The organism is Providencia sp. Me31A, from assembly GCF_050487165.1.
Classification (GTDB): Bacteria; Pseudomonadota; Gammaproteobacteria; order Enterobacterales; family Enterobacteriaceae; genus Providencia.
In genome coordinates, this window is the sequence record NZ_JBKQGZ010000006.1 from 20613 (window position 1) to 38256 (window position 17644).

Genomic DNA, 17644 nt, shown 5'->3' on the forward strand with positions numbered 1-17644 from the left:
GAACAATGCGTTTTTTGATTAATTTATTTCTTATTTTATTTGTTTTATTTTCTAGCAGCTTACAGGCTGCGGATACGGGATGGCTAAAACCGGCTAATACAGGGTGGATGAATGACAACACCCCAAGACATGCACAAGTCCGGTTATTAAGTTCACCACAAGAGAACGGCAAAATTGAAATTTTGCTTGATGTTCAACTTGATGAAGGTTGGAAAACCTATTGGCGCTCACCTGGAGAAGGGGGCGTTGCACCTGAAATTGTTTGGTCATCCCCTGTTGAATCAACAGATTGGCAATGGCCAGCACCGGGGCGTTTCGATGTCGCGGGTGTTTCAACACAGGGTTATATGGGGGATGTTGTGTTCCCTATCACAGTGCAAAGTCGCGAGAAGCTCGATAAGCTTTCAGGAACACTGACCCTATCAACCTGTAGTAATGTATGTGTTTTAACCGATTACCCATTTGAGTTAGATCTAACAGAGCCAGCTCCAGCTGATTTTACGTGGGCATTTAATCAGGCGAAGGGTGCTGTGCCACCAAGTAGTGGTCTTGTTGAGCAAACGAAAGCGAGCTTTTCTAATGAAAAACTCATTATTGAGCTGCAAAAAAATGCAAATAGTCCTTGGGTTAAACCAAATATTTTTACTGATGTTGTTGAAGGTGCAACCTTTGGTGTGCCGGTTATTACAACATCAGGTGATAGTTTAACTGCAACGATTGATGTGGGCGATGATTGGGGAGGGGAGTCTCCCGATTTAACAGGAAAGACGATTTCTTTTGTTGTGACTGATGGTGATATTTCGCAGCAGGTTAGCAGCCAGATAGGCACTTTTTCAGGCGCAATTAATACAAACAGTGCAGGAAGTGCCATTTCACTTGGGCAAGTGGTTTTATTTGCCTTGCTAGGTGGTTTGATCCTCAACTTGATGCCATGTGTTCTCCCTGTACTTGCCATGAAATTGGGTTCAATTTTAATGGTTCCACAAGGTGAGCAAAAAACCATTCGCCGCCAATTTTTGCTGTCCTCCTCGGGGATTTTAGTTTCGTTTTGGTTGCTGGCTTTACTTATGACCTTACTGCGGGTTGGTCAGCAAGCTGTTGGCTGGGGCATTCAATTTCAAAATCCATGGTTTATTGGTTTTATGGTGCTGGTGACCGCATTATTCACAGCAAACCTATTTGGTTTATTTGAAATTAATTTAGGTAGTAAAGCTAATACGCGTTTAGCAACGGCTGGTGGGCATGGTAACAGTGGCCATTTCTGGCAAGGCGTTTTTGCTACGCTTTTAGCGACACCTTGTTCTGCACCATTTTTGGGCACAGCGGTGGCTTTTGCCCTAGCTGCACCAATGGAAGAGTTGTGGTTGATTTTCACCGCATTGGGCGTTGGGATGAGCTTGCCTTGGTTATTAATTGCGGCTTTCCCTGCCATTGCGAGGCTGTTACCAAAACCGGGTATGTGGATGTTAAAACTACGCGCAGTACTTGGGCTACTGATGCTAGTTTCCAGCTTATGGTTAATTAGCTTATTAATTCCGCATTTTGGTGTCACTGTATCAACGGTAATTGCAATAGCTTTTCTTGTTGTGCTGGTGGTTTTGATTGCAATCAAAAGAGGTTTGCGGGCCGCTATTTTGCCTTTGATCGTGTTTGCGGTTTTTGCTGGTGGTTTTGTTTGGATGACTCAAGACCAACATTCTGGCAGCCGTGCGCTTGTTAAAGATAGCGTTAACTGGCAGCCATTAACAGAAGAGGCAATCACAGCGGCGTTGGCTGATAATAAGCGTGTGTTTATTGATGTAACCGCACAGTGGTGCGTGACCTGTAAAGCCAATAAATATAATGTATTGTTGAGGGATGATATCCAACAATTACTCAGTGAGCCGGATGTGGTAGCTTTACGTGGTGATTGGACGAAACCGTCACCAGAAATTACTGCATTTTTGCAAAAACGAGGACAGGTTGCTGTTCCATTTAACCAAATTTATGGCCCTAGCTTGGCCGAAGGCGAAGTGCTGTCAACTATACTTGACCGTGAGTCGCTAATCTCAGTTATGAATCAGGCCAAAGGAGCCAAAAAATGAAAAAAACAATTTTAGCCGTTTTATTTTCGTCATTAATGATTGGAGCAACTGCTCAAGCAGCTCCTTTAACGGCAGATCAAGAAGCACAAGTGCGTAAGTTGGTGCGTGATACTTTAGTGCAAAATCCTGAAATTCTGGAAGAAGCCATTGTTGCTTTACAAGCTAAACAAGGTGAGAAACAGCAAGCTCAGATGAAAGAAACCCTAAAGACGGAGAAAGAGGCGTTATTCAATGACCCAACCAGCCCACGTATAGGGAAAAAAGACGCAAAACTTGTGTTGGTTAACTTTACGGATTTTAACTGCCCATTCTGTAAGCGTTTCGACCCTCAGCTTGAAGAAATTGTGAAAAAGTACCCTGACGACGTCGCGATCGTGATTAAGTATTTGCCATTTAAAGGGCAAACGTCACTGGAGTCCTCTCAATTAGCGATGACTTTATGGCAAGAGAACCCGAAAGCATTTGAAGCCCTGCATCATAAGTTTATGCAAAAGCAAGGCATGCTATCTGATGCCAACATCAAAGAAGCCCTTAAAGCGACGGGGAATGACAAGCTGAAGGCCAACGAAAAAAGTCATGAGGGTATCCGTACTAATATGAGGTTAGCCGAAAAGCTGGGGGTAAATGGTACGCCTGCAACGTTAGTCGGTGATGAAATGATCCCGGGCGCTATCGATGCGCAGCAGTTTGAGGAAATTGTCAAAGAGCAGTTAGCTAAGCTGAAATAATCCTCGTTATACTTCACGTTGTGGCGTTGCTTGTATCATTCACTAACCCTAGTCACAGACTTGTGTATGTTTCTAGGGCTTAGTTTGACTTGTTACCTAGCCACAACGCGAATTATTTAGAGGTTAGATCTCAAATAAGAATAGAAATTTAATTAGACCAACAAAGCATTAATTTCGATTAAATGCTTCGGTATTCTATAGATTAAATTTTAGTTATTTGAAAATTAAGTGGTTAATAACCTTATGAATAGACTGAAAAAGTGGTCTAAAGAAATTATTGTTTTGGTAATTATTTTATTTGTTGCCTTTACCGTGATGGATCTGTGGCGTAAACCCCAGACCCTTGCTCCGGTGTTATTAGAGCAACATACTTTAGCTAATGGTGAAACCGTTTCATTGGCTAATCTAAGTAAAGAAAAACCGGTATTGGTTTATTTTTGGGCAACATGGTGTGGGGTGTGCAATCTTACCTCCCCATCAGTGTCAGATTTAAACCAATCAGGTATGCCAATCATTTCTGTTGCGATCCGCTCGGGTGAAACGTCTCGCTTAATGACTGGTATGGAAAAAAAGGATTTAAATTTCCCTGTTATCAATGACATTAGTGGGCAACTGTCTAATGCTGTCGGTGTGAGCGCTACGCCAACATTTATGGTGATTGATAATGGCGAATTAGTCAGTTTTACATCTGGCTGGACCAGCTCTTACGGTTTAAAAGTGCGCATGTGGTTAGCATCACTTTAATATTTTTATCGTCCCCCTCACTATTAAGGGGGCTTTCTGAATATAAGTTTAATTTATCATTGTGGTAAACTCATTTCGCTATATAAATAATAGAATAGGTGAATGGGATGGTTTTGTTTCAAAAATTGGTTTGGTTATTGTTAGGCGTGATACTCGTGGTAGGGTGTTCTCCTGATGCGGACGAAAAAACAAAAACTGAGCAACTTTCTGGGTTGGTAACAAATGCAGACGTAAAACAGCGATATGATAAAATCAAGGCCAACTCTACAGAAGATAAAATTAAAGCGTTTAATGAAAAAGGGGATGATGACCCAACGTTGTTAAGGGGAATTTTTTTATCGGATATGGCCAAAGCATTACCTATGCTGGTTGATGATGTCACTTTATTGACAGAAGTGACGGCAAAGAACGGCATGCTATTTTACCAATACACCATCAAAGGTATCCCAGATAATGTGTTGGAAGAAGCACGCTGGCAGCAAAATATGCGAGAGGGGTTAGATAAAAATTATTGTAGTAAGGGGGTAGGGATGAAAGTTTTGCATGAAATGTTCCCTGATGGGATCACCCACAATTATTATAAATCCAATAAATTGATTTTTACCTATATTGTTACCCCTACAATTTGCCATGAGTGAATCATCTAGCATCTGATAATGGAATCTGTCTATCAGATGCTTACCTTCTTAAAATTCTAAATTACGAATAAAACGATAATCAGCGGATTGAGATTTCAAACGGTATAAATTTGCAGGGCGCCCACGTTCATGGCGCTTCTCTCCGGTATCAATCAGTAAATCTGCTTGCTCCAAGCGACGCCTAAATGATTTATTTTGCAGCGGCTTACCAATCAAAACTTCGTGAACATGCTGTAGCTCAGACAAGGTAAACACATCAGGTAAAGCGAATCCCGGCACAATGGAATAGAGCGATTTTTGTTTTAAGCGTTCCCGAGCTTGTTGGTAGAGTTGAAAATGGTCGAACGCTAATGACAAATTATTTATTTCATCAATAGATACCCATTTGACCGAATCGACACTTTCAATATGTGCCTTACAGGATTGATAGGCGATCAGCGTCGTATAGCAAACAGTCACAGACCAACCTCGGGGGTCGCGTTGCTGGTTGCCAACAGTGCACAATTGTTCAATATAAGGTGGGATCACCCCTGTCTTTTCTTGTAATTTTCGTAAAACGGTTTCTTCTAGAGTGCGGTCATTTAGTTCATCGACAAAGCCACCGGGGAGCCCCCATTTGCCTTTTTCTGGATAATTTGCACGTTCAACGAGTAATACTTTAAGGGTATTTTCATGGTAGGTGAACAATACAGCATCAACAGTCAACAATGGCGAAAGGTACTCTTTTCGGTTATATCCTGCTAAAAATTCTTTTTCATTCATATTGTTACCTAATTAATTGTACGTTTGAATTTAATGACAAATTATAAGCTGAAAACTAATTAATGTCATTAAGACATTTATTTCTTGACTAATTAATGTCTAAAGGACAATAATCAATTAAAGTCATAAGGACATTAATAAGGAGCTTACTATGTTTAACTTTAAATACTTCAAGGCGGACTCATCTACTTTTGTTATTCAATCTGTGAATGGAAAGATCCGTAAACAAGGGAAAGGTATCAGTTTTTGGTATAATGCGGATACAACTTCCATTGCTGCTCTTCCATTAAATGCGCAAGAGGCACCCTTTATTTTTAATTTGCAAACCGCTGATTTTCAAAGCTTACGCGTTCAAGGACAAATTTCATTTCAGGTAATTGCAGCCGAAAAAACAGCAGATGTTTTAAATTTCAATTTATCTAAAGATGGAAAAAGCTATGCCTCAGAAGACCCGCTTAAACTGGGCGATAGGGTAGTGCGTGCGGCTCAAACAATTATTCAAGCCAAGATACAGAGTACTTCGTTACGGGATGCATTATTGATTAGCCAATCATTGGTGACATTAGTCAGTAAGCAACTCGCAGAGCAGGCGGTCATAGAGTCATTAGGTATTGCTATTCTAGATGTTTCCATTGCGGCGATTGCGCCGTCGCCTGAAACACTCAAAGCATTAGAGGCACAAGCGCGAGAGTCTATCTTGAAAGAAGCCGACGATGCTATCTATGCCAGACGCAAGTTCTCTGTTGAACAAGAAAGAACGATCAAAGAAGCCGAGTTAGAAACTGACTTATCCGTACAAACTAAAGAGCAGCAAATTGAAGAGGCTCGCCTTGATAATGAACGTAAATTGTTACGTGAACGTGCAGAGATCGAGCAAGAAGAGTTGACGGCGCAGGTAAGTGCAGAAGCAAAACGTAATGAGCTGGTAGCGCTGAGTGTAGAAAATCAACGGATTCAATCTGATGCAGATGCCTACTCTATTGAATCAAAAATGAAAGCCTACAGCCAATTACCTGTGGAAAACCTAAAAGCGCTTGCCTTGGCGAAAATGGGACCAGAGCAATTGATGGCAATGGCCTTTGAATCATTAGCACAAAATGCAGGAAAAATTGGTGAGCTAAATATTTCCCCTGATTTATTCGGCCAGCTAATGAAAAAAGGAACGAAATAATGAATAAGATTGATGATGCCCGATTTATTCTCGTGATGCGTAAAACTCGTTTACAGGAGCTCATTGAACGTTTCAATACTTGGCCTCAGGCAAAATTTTATTTAGAACATAACCATGTTGAAATTGATGATTACTTGAATGAACATGATTTGTATCAGCGACAATTAGTGAAAGCGGAATCAATTTTGAAATCTTTAGGGCGATTTCAATTATTGGAACGAAAATTATTACCAAGCTACCAGTTTTCTAAGCAAGATATTATCGTTGTGATTGGGCAGGATGGCTTAGTCGCTAATACACTAAAGTATTTAAAGGGGCAGCCCGTTATAGCGATTAACCCTGATCCTGCAAGGTGGGATGGTAAATTACTGCCGTTTGAAATTGGCCAGTTACAGGAGGTGGTGACGAAAACATTGAAAGGTCAAGTTGAGCAAAAATCAGTGACTTTTGCTCAGGCAACGACCAATGATGGGCAGTCATTATTGGCGGTTAATGACTTATTTATTGGGCCTAAAAGCCATACTTCAGCCCGTTATTTGTTAAATTGGCGCGGTGAACAAGAGTTTCAGTCTTCTTCAGGGATCATTATATCGACAGGATTAGGTTCAACAGGGTGGTTTCAATCTATCTTAGCGGGGGCTCAAGCCATTACGGGTACGACGTCACACCCGCTTTCTAAAGGGTTCGGTTGGGGGGAAAAGAAATTACAGTTTAGTGTTAGAGAACCTTTTTTAAGCAAAATAACAGGCACTAAATGGGTCTTTGGCACTATAGAGCCACAGGCGCCGTTAGAGCTTGAGTCTTTAATGCCAGATAATGGCGTTATCTTTTCAGATGGTATAGAGGATGATTTTTTACAGTTTAATGCGGGTTGTATTGCCACTGTAAAAATTGCTGATATACAAGGGCAGCTGATTGGCTAGCGTGAACACCTGCCTCAATAAAGATTGTGTTATTGAGGCAGGCGAATTATGACTATTTCTGGCGTCGATTCATAACAAACCCCAACAATCCAAAGAGCACAACAATACCCCACATTGGATAATTACTCCAACGTGCGTAAGGGGTTAAGCCTGTTGTTGGCGTGACCTCAGTGGCAAGCGTTGCTGCTTTAAATTGTGGAAGGATATCTTGTATTGAACCATCCGCGCGGATGACCGCAGTAATACCGTTATTTGTTGAACGTAATAGTGGGCGACCTAATTCTAAAGAGCGCATACGGGCCATTTGGAAATGCTGCCAAGGGCCGATAGATTGACCAAACCATGCATCATTAGAGACGGTAAGTAAGTAGTCGCTATCAGGTTTGAAATTATCTCGAACCTGTGTTCCTAAAATAATCTCATAGCAAATTGCGGCTGTTAGATGAATATTCCCCACGGCTAATTGAGCTTGCTGGTAGTCGCCTCGACTAAAACCTGACATCGGCAGATTAAAGAACGGGGCAATAGGGCGTAGTAAGTCTTCTAAAGGGACAAATTCACCAAAAGGCACTAAGTGGTGCTTATTATAGCGGTTTTTAGATGGGTAGAGATAGGGGGTTTTATCCCCTAATACAATAATTGTGTTAAAGAATTCATACTCGCCATCCCTTGGCCTCGCATCAACAATACCCGTAATTAAATGTGTATTCGATTCTGTTAAGAGTTGGTCGAGAGACTTTAACCACGTTTGGTTATCTAATTCAACAGAAGGTACCGCAGATTCAGGCCAAATAATCAGTGAAGCTTTACCAATATAAGGGCGAGACAGCGCCATATAGGTATCTTTGGTTTTTTGTAAAAAACTAGCTTCCCATTTCATGGACTGTGGAATATTGCCCTGAACGAGTGCAACTTGCATTTTGTTGTCTTCAAGTGGAATGATCCACTGTACATTTTTGGCAACAAGCGGAGCGAACAATAAAACGCCTGCGACGGCTAATGCAATAAAGCTACGACGGATGATAGCAAGCACTAACAGACCACTGATGCTGAATAACAGCAAGGTAATCATTTCTACACCAAATACAGGGGCGATGGCTTTCATTGGGCCATCGATTTGACTATAGCCAAATTGTAGCCATGGGAAACCGGTGAGCACCCAACCACGCAGAAACTCAGTTAATTGCCATAATGCTGGCGCAAGAAAGACTAAACGCCAAATATTGGCTTTTGGTGCAAGCTTGCTCAGTAATGCGCCAAATAATCCTGTATAAAGTGAAAGATAAGCCGCTAATAAAATAACGATAAAGACATTAACAGGGCCTGGCATGCCACCAAAATCAGCAATACTGACGTAAACCCAGTTAACACCGCTGCCAAATAAACCTAACCCCCATGCAAAGGCTATGGCAAAAGATTGTTTGGCCGTGCGTTGTAAAGTGAGTAGTTGAAGAAATAAAACAGAAAGTAGCGCGGCAGGCCAGATATCAAAAGGCGAAAAAGCCAGTGTTCCACTGGCTCCGAAGATTAAAGCCAGTAGTAATCGCAACCACTGGCTTTGATAAATAGACGTTGAGTTCATTAAGTCTGTTCTTCTTCCAAAGTTGGAACAGGCGCATCGTCAGGAATTTTCACGTGGAGCAGAATAATTCGACGACTGTCTGCCATAGCAACTTTAAATTGATAGTTATCTATTGTGATGGTTTCGCCGCGAGAAGGCAAATGGCCAAATGCTTGCATCACAAGGCCGCCTACTGTATCTACTTCATCATCACTAAAATGCGTACCAAATGCCTCATTGAAGTCTTCTATTTGCGTTAGAGCGCGAACCGAATAGGAGTGACGGCTTAGCTGGCGAATATCGACATCATCTTCGTCATCATATTCGTCTTCAATTTCTCCGACAATTAACTCTAAAATATCTTCAATGGTAACAAGCCCAGAGACACCACCAAACTCATCAATCACAATGGCCATGTGGTAGCGTTGTGAACGAAACTCTTTGAGTAGTCTGTCTACTCGCTTACTTTCAGGTACAACAACCGCTTGGCGTAAGACTTTATCAATACTAAAAGGTTCGGTATCAGTGCGCATAAATGGCAGTAAGTCTTTTGCCATTAATAGCCCTTCAATATGGTCTTTATCTTCGCTTATTACAGGAAAGCGTGAGTGTGCAGAGTCAATAATGACATCAAGGCACTCATCAAGCGTTTGATTTCGTTTTAAGGTAATAATTTGGGAACGCGGGATCATAATATCGCGTACGCGTTGATCCGCAATATCCATTACCCCTTCAAGCATTTCGCGGGTATCAGGATCAATTAAATCGTTTTGTTCAGAGTCGCGGATGAGTTCGACTAAGTCATCACGATTTTTAGGTTCACCGTGGAAGAGGTGATTTAATAGTGCAAAGAACCCTTTCTTAGGACCAGGGTTATCGCTACTCGAAGAGTTATCGTCGCTCATGGCGGTTAATTTTGTATTCCTCAGTTATTGAATAAGAGAGATTAGTTAATAAAAACAGCGTATTTCATTTATTTTTAGCATAAAACGGATCGTTTATCTTCATCATTACGGTCAGTTTTTTGTAAAATAATGCTTCCTTTGTAGAGGAAAGCTAAAAAATTATAGTTAGATCATCATTTTTCTGCAAGATAAGGGTCGTTATAACCTAATTCAGCTAAAATTTCAGTTTCTAACCCTTCCATTTCTTCGGCTTCATCATCTTCAATATGGTCATATCCTAGCAAGTGTAAACAGCCGTGAACTACCATATGTGCCCAATGTTCTTCAGCTGTTTTTTGTTGCTCAACAGCTTCTTGCTCAACAACTTGACGGCAGATAATTAAGTCACCTAATAATGGAAGCTCAATTTCTGGCGGTGCTTCAAAAGGAAAAGATAATACGTTGGTTGGTTTATCTTTTCCACGATATGTCAGATTCAAATGGTGACTTTCTGCTTCATCCACAATGCGAATAGTCACTTCACTTTGTGCTTGAAACTTAGGCAATACAGCGGCTAACCAACGCTCGAATAAAGCTTCAGAAGGTAATCCGTCTGGGTTTTCGCACGCAATTTGTAAATCGAGAATGATGTCGATGTCACTCATTTATAAGTTTTCCTGCTTTTCAAATTGCTTCTGTTGTTCTTTTTCTTCACGTAACTGTTGGCGACGCTTATTGTCTTGCTCTTCCCATGCCTCGTAAGCCATAACAACTTTTGCAACCACAGGATGACGAACCACATCTTCACTGTGGAAGAAGTTAAAGCTTAGGTCGTTAACCTCAGAAAGCACTTCAATGGCATGACGTAGACCTGATTTACTACCGCGTGGTAAGTCAACTTGGGTAATATCCCCCGTGACAACCGCTTTGGAGTTAAATCCAATACGCGTCAAAAACATTTTCATTTGTTCAATGGTAGTATTTTGGCTTTCATCTAAAATAATAAAAGCATCATTTAATGTACGGCCACGCATATACGCCAATGGTGCGACTTCAATTACGTTACGCTCAATCAGCTTTTCAACTTTTTCAAAGCCTAACATTTCAAATAATGCATCATAAAGAGGGCGTAGGTAAGGGTCGACTTTCTGGCTAAGATCCCCAGGTAAGAAACCCAGTTTCTCACCCGCCTCAACAGCTGGACGAGTTAATAAAATACGACGAACCTCTTGACGCTCAAGAGCATCAACGGCAGCGGCAACCGCTAAATAGGTTTTCCCTGTCCCAGCAGGACCAATTCCAAACGTAATATCATGGTCTAAAATGTTAGCGATATATTGTGCTTGGTTTGGAGTTCGAGGCTTGATCACGCCCCGTTTAGTCTTAATATTCACGGCCTTGCCATAGTCAGGCACACTATCGGCGGATTGCTCCAAAACTCGGCTATCTAAAATAGCTAGATGAATATTTTCTGGGTCAATATCAGGAATAATTCCACGGATAGGGGATGTATCGACATATAGCTGACGTAGAATTTTACTTGCTGCTTGAACGTTGAGTGGCTTGCCTGAAATTTTAAACCGGTTATCGCGTCGACTAATTTCGATAGCAAGACGGCGTTCAAGTTGCTTGATATTGTCATCAAATGGCCCGCAGAGGCTCATTAAACGCTGATTATCTGCGGGTTCTAAGAAAATTTCTTGTGTTGCGATTTGTAAGTTTTTTGTATCGGTCACTGAATATCCTATCGTTAGATCACGGCTTAAGGCTGGTAGCTACCAACACCTAGCTCATCTTCTTTTCGAGTACGTGCAATGACGGAAGCAGGGGATTCGTGAACGCGCAGATCCATTTGATCTTCAGTGCGGATGACTTTACCTCGCAGAGAGTTGGTATAGACGTCCACAATTTCCACATCCACGAATTTGCCAATCATATCCGGCGTGCCTTCAAAGTTCACTACACGGTTATTTTCGGTACGCCCTGATAGTTCCATGACGTTCTTGCGCGAAGTTCCTTCCACTAAGATACGCTGTACAGTTCCTAACATGGCGCGGCTGAAACTCATTGCTTGTTGGTTGATACGCTGTTGTAGTAAGTATAGACGCTGTTTTTTCTCATCTTCACTGACATCGTCAGGTAAGTCAGCCGCAGGTGTCCCAGGACGTGCAGAATAGACAAAGCTATAACTCATATCAAAATTAACATCAGCAATCAGTTTCATGGTTTTTTCAAAGTCATCGTTCGTTTCACCTGGGAAGCCAACGATGAAGTCTGAACTGATCAGAATACCAGGGCGTGCTGCGCGTAATTTGCGAATAATGGCTTTATATTCTAAGGCCGTATGTGCACGTTTCATCATAGTAAGAATGCGGTCAGAGCCACTTTGAACTGGCAGGTGTAAGAAACTGACTAGCTCAGGGGTGTCACGGTAAACTTCAATGATATCGTCTGTAAACTCAATTGGGTGGCTAGTGGTAAAGCGCACACGGTCGATACCATCAATCGCAGCCACTAGACGCAATAACTCAGCAAATGAGCAAATGTCCCCATCAAAGGTTGCGCCACGATATGCATTCACGTTTTGGCCAAGTAAGTTAACTTCACGTACACCTTGTGCGGCTAATTGTGCGATTTCAAACAAAATATCATCACAAGGGCGACTAACTTCTTCACCACGGGTATAAGGTACTACGCAGAATGTACAATATTTATTGCAACCTTCCATGATGGAAACAAACGCAGTAGGCCCTTCTGCACGGGGTTCTGGTAAACGGTCAAACTTCTCAATTTCTGGGAAGCTGATATCAATAATTGGGCTACGTGTCCCTTGAACCTGATTAATCATTTCAGGTAGACGGTGTAAGGTTTGGGGACCGAAAACAATATCCACACTTGGTGCACGTTGACGAATAAAATCCCCTTCTTGTGAAGCTACGCAGCCACCAACACCGATGATAATATCAGGGTTTTTATCTTTGAAATATTTCCAACGACCAAGCTGGTGGAACACTTTTTCTTGCGCTTTTTCACGAATAGAACACGTATTCAGCAGAAGCAAATCAGCTTCTTCTGCAATTTCAGTTAGTTGATAACCATGAGTGCTTTCTAATAAGGAAACCATTTTGGATGAGTCATACTCATTCATTTGGCAACCCCAAGTTTTAATGTATAGCTTTTTATTCGTTGACATGTCGTATATCCGGTGTTTTCGAAGCGGCTAGTGTAGTGGACTCCGAAACGCGTTGTAAATCCAAAGTCCTGCCCTATTTTTTTTGGGAACTCGCATGCATTTTGATTAAAGACATCATTGTATGATGGGGTAAATGCAAAAATATTATTTAATAATATCACTACACGAAATCTAAGGGCAGGCAATTTGCCTATTGTTTTAAAGTTAGAGCGTATTGTATTCATTTGAGGCATCAGTGACTAGAGTTCAAGTGGAGATATTGTCAGCGAGAGCAATAAATATTCGGTACAATACAGCAATTAATCCGTAAATAGTGGCTAATGTGATGAATAAACAAATCGAATCTTATGATGTTGTCGTCGTCGGCGCAGGGATGATAGGTGCGGCAGCGGCATTGGGTTTTGCCCAAGAAGGAATGAAGGTGGCATTACTTGAAAGGGTACAACCTACACCATTCGAGCCACAAAGTGCACCCGATGTTCGCATTTCTGCGATTAGCCGCTCATCAGTTGAGTTATTAACCCAATTAGGGGCGTGGCAACATGTAGATGCTATGCGTAGTGCACCTTATCGTCAGCTAGAAACATGGGAAGAACCCGATAGCAACGTGGTTTTCGATGCCCAAAGCTTGGGGTTGTCCGAACTAGGTTTTATGGTTGAAAACCGTGTACTACAGCTAGCATTATGGCGTGAGTGCGAAAAATACTGCAATTTAAACCTTATTTGCCCCGCAAAACTCGTTAATTTATATCAGCCTAAGCAGCAAAAAGAGTGGGTGTTGGAATTGGAGGATGAACGAGTTTTGCAAGCTAAGCTTGTCGTTGGGGCTGATGGCGCTAATTCACAAGTCAGAAAAATGGCAGGTATTGGTAGCCGAGGCTGGCAATATCGTCAGTCATGCATGCTAATCACTATTCAAACGCAACAAGCACAGCAAGATAAAACGTGGCAGCAGTTTTTCCCTTCAGGGCCGCGAGCTTTTTTACCTCTCTATGATCATTGGGCCTCACTTGTCTGGTATGACAGCCCAGCTAAAATTCGACGTTTACAAGGAATGTCGATGGAACAATTAACGGGTGTTATTTCCGAAGCCTTTCCTGAGCGCTTGGGAAAGGTGACTGCGATTGCCGCTGGTGCGTTTCCATTAGTTCGTCACCATGCGAATCGTTATGTCATTGATGGACTCGCATTAATTGGTGATGCGGCACACACCATTAACCCATTAGCAGGGCAAGGCGTGAACTTAGGTTACCGTGATGTAGACTCGTTACTCAAAGAAGTGATTTATGCACGCGAATACTTGCAGGAATGGCATTCACTTGATGTATTGAAACGCTATCAGCGCCGTCGCTTACCCGATAACCTAGTGATGCAAGCTGGTATGGATGTGATTTATATGGCATTTAGTGAAAATTTACCGGGATTGAAAGTATTAAGAAACCTTGGGTTAATGGCGGCTCAACGTGCTGGGAAAGCTAAAAAGCTGGCATTAAAATATGCCTTAGGACTATAAAGTAACGTATTGTTTTTATTTGTGATATAGATGATAAATATCTAGAATTTTCTGCTAAAGATTTTATTATTCATACAGTAATTTATTCAGGTATTCTTTTATTTAAAACTTATGGAAAAAGAGGTAATTAATGGATTTAGTTGATGTTTTACATACTCGTTATGCAACCAAAAAATTTGACCCTAGCAAAACTATCTCAGATGAGAAAATTAACCAAATAAAAGAGCTATTACGACTAAGCCCTTCGAGTGTCAATATTCAACCGTGGCACTTTATTATCGCTAAGAGTCCTGACGCGAAGCAAAAAGTCATTAATGCGACCTCTGGCACTTATTCATTCAATGAACAAAAAATTCATGATGCTTCTCATGTCGTTATTTTATGTGGGAAAACAGAGTTACCCGATGAATACTTATCTCATCTATTAGAATTGGAAGATAAAGCCGGACGATATGCGAGCGTTGAGCTCAAAGAGCAAAACCATATGGCGCGTACTTTCTTTGTTAATCTGCATAAAAATCAATTTACTGACTTAAACCATTGGATAGAAAAACAAGTCTACCTAAATATGGGAACCTTATTGTTAGGTGCTGCGGTAATAGGTGTTGATGCGTTACCGATGGAAGGAATCGATTTTTCAATACTTAATGAGCAGTTCGAGCTGGCAGAACAGGGCTTGAATGCAGTCGCGGTTGTCTGCCTTGGTTACAAACAAGAGGATGATTTTAATGCTGCATTGCCCAAAGTTAGGCGCCCTCAAAGTGAGGTTGTGACTGAACTTTAATTGATAGCATAAAAAATAAGCCACAATCGTGGCTTATTTTTTTGGATAAACGAGTTTGTTATTTATTGTTTGCAGTATCAATTGAAATAGTTGGCTGAGAGATATCTTCTTCAGTAATGACAGAATCTAATGTTTCATTTTTAGCTGCAAATGCATGGGCTAATTTTTCGGTATCTAACTCTTTCTCCCAACGAGCAACAACGATACAGGCACATGCATTACCAACTAAGTTAGTTAATGCACGACACTCAGACATGAAGCGGTCAATTCCTAAAATAAGCGCCATACCTGCTACAGGGATGCTTGGTACAACCATTAAGGTTGCGGCTAAAGTAATGAAACCAGCGCCTGTGACACCCGCTGCGCCTTTAGAACTGATCATTGCAACCAACAGCAATGAAATTTGTTCCCAAATAGTGAGTTCAATATTGGTGGCTTGTGCGATAAACAATGCCGCCATTGTCATATAGATATTGGTACCATCAAGGTTGAATGAATAACCTGTCGGGATCACTAATCCCACAACGGATTTTTCACACCCGGCGTGCTCCATTTTTCTCATTAAGCTAGGTAATGCAGCTTCGGAAGAAGAAGTACCTAACACTAACCATAACTCATCTTTGATGTACTTAATCAGTTGAATGATAGAGAAACCGTTATATTTTGCAACGGCACCAAGAACCACTAAGACGAACAGTAGTGAGGTAATATAGAACGTCATAATCAGCATCATCAAATTACCGATAGAAGATATTCCATACTTACCAATGGTAAACGCCATTGCACCAAATGCCCCGATAGGTGCGAGTTTCATTAACATCGCAACCATTTTAAATACAGGTTCAGAGAAATTTTGTAGTAATTTTACAATGGGTTCACCGTGTTTACCTGTTGCAGCGAGTGCTAACCCGAAAATCACAGCAATAAACAGAACTTGTAAAATATTACCGTTGACTAATGGACTTATTACCGTATCAGGGATGATATTCATTAAAAAGCCGACAATCGAGGATTCGTGGGCTTTTGCAACATAGCCTGCCACTTTAGCATTATCCAATGTTGCGGGATCTATGTTAAGACCTGCGCCGGGACGAATGATATTCGCGACGATAAGACCGATGATGAGAGCAACAGTCGAGAAAGTAATAAAGTACAGCATTGCTTTACCTGCAACGCTACCAACGGCTTTCATGTTAGACATGCCCGAGATACCAGTAACTACCGTTAAGAAGATAACTGGTGCGATAATCATTTTAACGATTTTGATGAATGCATCACCAAGGGGTTTTAATGACTCTCCAATGTCAGGAAAAAAGTGGCCAAGAGCAATACCAAGGATGATAGCTACGATTACCTGAACATATAAGATCTTATATATTGGTTGCTTTATCATGTTTCGCATAAAATTTCTCTGTAAAAATGTTGCGTTTTGGCAAATTATAATTATTAGGTTTAAAACTTTTATTAGAGTTTTTGAGAACTAATTTATTGGAATGGAAGATGGGATAGAATTTACTAATGTTAGCGAAGATATAATTTCGCAGACATTAATCATACCTAACTACAATTCGAGCGCAGATTATCACTTTCGTTAGTTAAAGAGAAATGATTGAAGTCACAAAATTAACAAAAAAGTTATGTAAAAGTAAATTTTATGGGCGAAATGTTGATTATCTACCACTTTAAACGATTTAGCTACTGGTAAAGGAGTAATATCAGGATTAAATAAAACAAAAAAGTAGACAAAAAGAGAGTTATTCTATAAAAAAGCGATATAAAAATGGGCTAGGCGACATAAATTAGTTTGATAGGCAGTAAAAATAACTTTATTTTCTGATTTTATTTATTTTATTTTATTTATCAATAAAAACGATAAGCTAAATGGTTTGAAATCAGCTAATCGTACGTGCCGTACAGAGTTATTGAGCTATTTAAGGGAAAAAAGAGAATGGCTGGGGTACCAGGATTCGAACCTGGGGATGCCAGGATCAAAACCTGGTGCCTTACCGCTTGGCGATACCCCAACAAAAATAAATGGTAGCTACGACGGGATTCGAACCTGTGACCCCAACATTATGAGTGTTGTGCTCTAACCAGCTGAGCTACATAGCCATTAATATTTATTTGGAATGATATTTACTGCAAGAGGGGATAGAAGATGGCTGGGGTACCAGGATTCGAACCTGGGAATGCCAGGATCAAAACCTGGTGCCTTACCGCTTGGCGATACCCCATCCGGGAAATTCTACTATTTATCGTATTAAGATGGCTGGGGTACCAGGATTCGAACCTGGGAATGCCAGGATCAAAACCTGGTGCCTTACCGCTTGGCGATACCCCAATCTTAAATTCAATACTACCGAGAAGGAAAATGGTGCGGGAGACAAGACTTGAACTTGCACACCTTGCGGCGCCAGAACCTAAATCTGGTGCGTCTACCAATTTCGCCACTCCCGCAATAAATGGTGGCTATGACGGGATTCGAACCTGTGACCCCAACATTATGAGTGTTGTGCTCTAACCAGCTGAGCTACATAGCCATCTTTTTTTGCATAACCTTCGTCGGCGTTGCGGGGCGCATTATGCTAATTACAGACACGACAGTCAACAGCTTTTTGCACTATTTTTCAGAAAACGTGACTGTTTGTTTGTTGAATAA

15 protein-coding genes and 6 tRNA genes are annotated in these 17644 nt (G+C 41.2%); 8 read left to right on the forward strand and 13 right to left on the reverse strand.

Translation table 11 applies throughout. The features are described from left to right. Window positions 1–5 precede the first annotated feature (5 nt). The 4 genes from ACLPIE_RS06160 (at window position 6) to ACLPIE_RS06175 (ending at window position 4194) form a co-directional block, all read left to right on the forward strand. The gene (locus tag ACLPIE_RS06160) at window positions 6–2084 is read left to right on the forward strand and encodes a protein-disulfide reductase DsbD family protein (protein WP_430260649.1); all 2079 of its coding nucleotides are present in this window, start codon (window positions 6–8) and stop codon (window positions 2082–2084) included. Continuing rightward, a complete protein-coding gene (locus tag ACLPIE_RS06165; protein WP_430260650.1) occupies window positions 2081–2812 on the forward strand; it encodes a DsbA family protein in 732 nt (243 codons plus the stop codon). The genes ACLPIE_RS06160 and ACLPIE_RS06165 overlap by 4 nt, the downstream gene beginning before the upstream one ends. A 243-nt stretch (window positions 2813–3055) precedes the next feature. After that, complete coding sequence (locus tag ACLPIE_RS06170; RefSeq protein WP_430260651.1) at window positions 3056–3556, forward strand: protein disulfide oxidoreductase; 501 nt, start codon at window positions 3056–3058, stop codon at window positions 3554–3556. A gap of 107 nt (window positions 3557–3663) precedes the next feature. Further along, window positions 3664–4194: a protein K gene (locus ACLPIE_RS06175; RefSeq protein ID WP_430260652.1), complete on the forward strand. Its 531-nt coding sequence runs from the start codon at window positions 3664–3666 to the stop codon at window positions 4192–4194. 48 nt (window positions 4195–4242) lie between these two features. Here the strand turns inward: ACLPIE_RS06175 and ACLPIE_RS06180 are convergent, their stop codons facing one another. Continuing rightward, window positions 4243–4956 (reverse strand): NUDIX hydrolase, encoded by a 714-nt coding sequence (locus ACLPIE_RS06180; protein WP_430260653.1) that lies wholly within the window; start codon window positions 4954–4956, stop codon window positions 4243–4245. Window positions 4957–5107: 151 nt separating this feature from the next. Here ACLPIE_RS06180 and ACLPIE_RS06185 point away from each other — a divergent pair, with 151 nt between their 5' ends. Together ACLPIE_RS06185 and ACLPIE_RS06190 are read left to right on the forward strand one after the other, a co-directional pair. Continuing rightward, window positions 5108–6127, forward strand: a complete 1020-nt coding sequence (locus ACLPIE_RS06185) for an SPFH domain-containing protein (RefSeq protein ID WP_430260654.1) — start codon at window positions 5108–5110, stop codon at window positions 6125–6127. Then, entirely contained in the window at window positions 6127–7050 is a 924-nt protein-coding gene (locus ACLPIE_RS06190; protein WP_430260655.1) for a diacylglycerol kinase catalytic domain-containing protein, read from the forward strand. The genes ACLPIE_RS06185 and ACLPIE_RS06190 overlap by 1 nt, the downstream gene beginning before the upstream one ends. Window positions 7051–7102: 52 nt before the next feature. Here the strand turns inward: ACLPIE_RS06190 and lnt are convergent, their stop codons facing one another. The 5 genes from lnt to miaB form a co-directional block, all read right to left on the reverse strand. Then, window positions 7103–8632 (reverse strand): apolipoprotein N-acyltransferase, encoded by a 1530-nt coding sequence (gene lnt / locus ACLPIE_RS06195; RefSeq protein ID WP_430260656.1) that lies wholly within the window; start codon window positions 8630–8632, stop codon window positions 7103–7105. Continuing rightward, window positions 8632–9516, reverse strand: coding sequence for a CNNM family magnesium/cobalt transport protein CorC (gene corC, locus ACLPIE_RS06200; RefSeq protein ID WP_430260657.1), 885 nt, complete (start codon window positions 9514–9516; stop codon window positions 8632–8634). The genes lnt and corC overlap by 1 nt, the downstream gene beginning before the upstream one ends. Window positions 9517–9689: 173 nt before the next feature. Further along, window positions 9690–10160, reverse strand: a complete 471-nt coding sequence (gene ybeY / locus ACLPIE_RS06205) for an rRNA maturation RNase YbeY (protein WP_430260658.1) — start codon at window positions 10158–10160, stop codon at window positions 9690–9692. Then, window positions 10161–11159 carry a PhoH family protein gene (locus tag ACLPIE_RS06210; RefSeq protein WP_430260801.1) on the reverse strand — a complete coding sequence of 333 codons (999 nt, stop codon included), beginning with the start codon at window positions 11157–11159 and terminating at the stop codon, window positions 10161–10163. Window positions 11160–11257: 98 nt separating this feature from the next. Next, complete coding sequence (gene miaB / locus ACLPIE_RS06215; RefSeq protein WP_430260659.1) at window positions 11258–12688, reverse strand: tRNA (N6-isopentenyl adenosine(37)-C2)-methylthiotransferase MiaB; 1431 nt, start codon at window positions 12686–12688, stop codon at window positions 11258–11260. Window positions 12689–13013: 325 nt separating this feature from the next. Between miaB and ubiF the strand changes: the two genes are divergently transcribed. Both ubiF and nfsB read left to right on the forward strand, forming a co-directional pair. Beyond that, entirely contained in the window at window positions 13014–14201 is a 1188-nt protein-coding gene (gene ubiF, locus ACLPIE_RS06220; RefSeq protein ID WP_430260660.1) for a 3-demethoxyubiquinol 3-hydroxylase, read from the forward strand. A 130-nt stretch (window positions 14202–14331) separates the two neighbouring features. Continuing rightward, window positions 14332–14985, forward strand: coding sequence for an oxygen-insensitive NAD(P)H nitroreductase (gene nfsB / locus ACLPIE_RS06225; protein WP_430260661.1), 654 nt, complete (start codon window positions 14332–14334; stop codon window positions 14983–14985). 58 nt (window positions 14986–15043) lie between these two features. Here the strand turns inward: nfsB and ACLPIE_RS06230 are convergent, their stop codons facing one another. The 7 genes from ACLPIE_RS06230 to ACLPIE_RS06260 form a co-directional block, all read right to left on the reverse strand. Further along, complete coding sequence (locus ACLPIE_RS06230; RefSeq protein WP_430260662.1) at window positions 15044–16387, reverse strand: dicarboxylate/amino acid:cation symporter; 1344 nt, start codon at window positions 16385–16387, stop codon at window positions 15044–15046. 547 nt (window positions 16388–16934) lie between these two features. After that, window positions 16935–17009: transfer RNA gene (locus tag ACLPIE_RS06235), tRNA-Gln, on the reverse strand. A gap of 11 nt (window positions 17010–17020) precedes the next feature. After that, window positions 17021–17097, reverse strand: a tRNA-Met gene (locus ACLPIE_RS06240). A gap of 47 nt (window positions 17098–17144) precedes the next feature. Further along, a tRNA-Gln gene (locus ACLPIE_RS06245) sits at window positions 17145–17219 on the reverse strand. Window positions 17220–17251: 32 nt separating this feature from the next. Further along, window positions 17252–17326 (reverse strand) — tRNA-Gln (locus ACLPIE_RS06250). Between the two features lie 31 nt (window positions 17327–17357). Continuing rightward, window positions 17358–17442, reverse strand: a tRNA-Leu gene (locus tag ACLPIE_RS06255). Between the two features lie 6 nt (window positions 17443–17448). After that, window positions 17449–17525, reverse strand: a tRNA-Met gene (locus ACLPIE_RS06260). Window positions 17526–17644 lie beyond the last annotated feature (119 nt).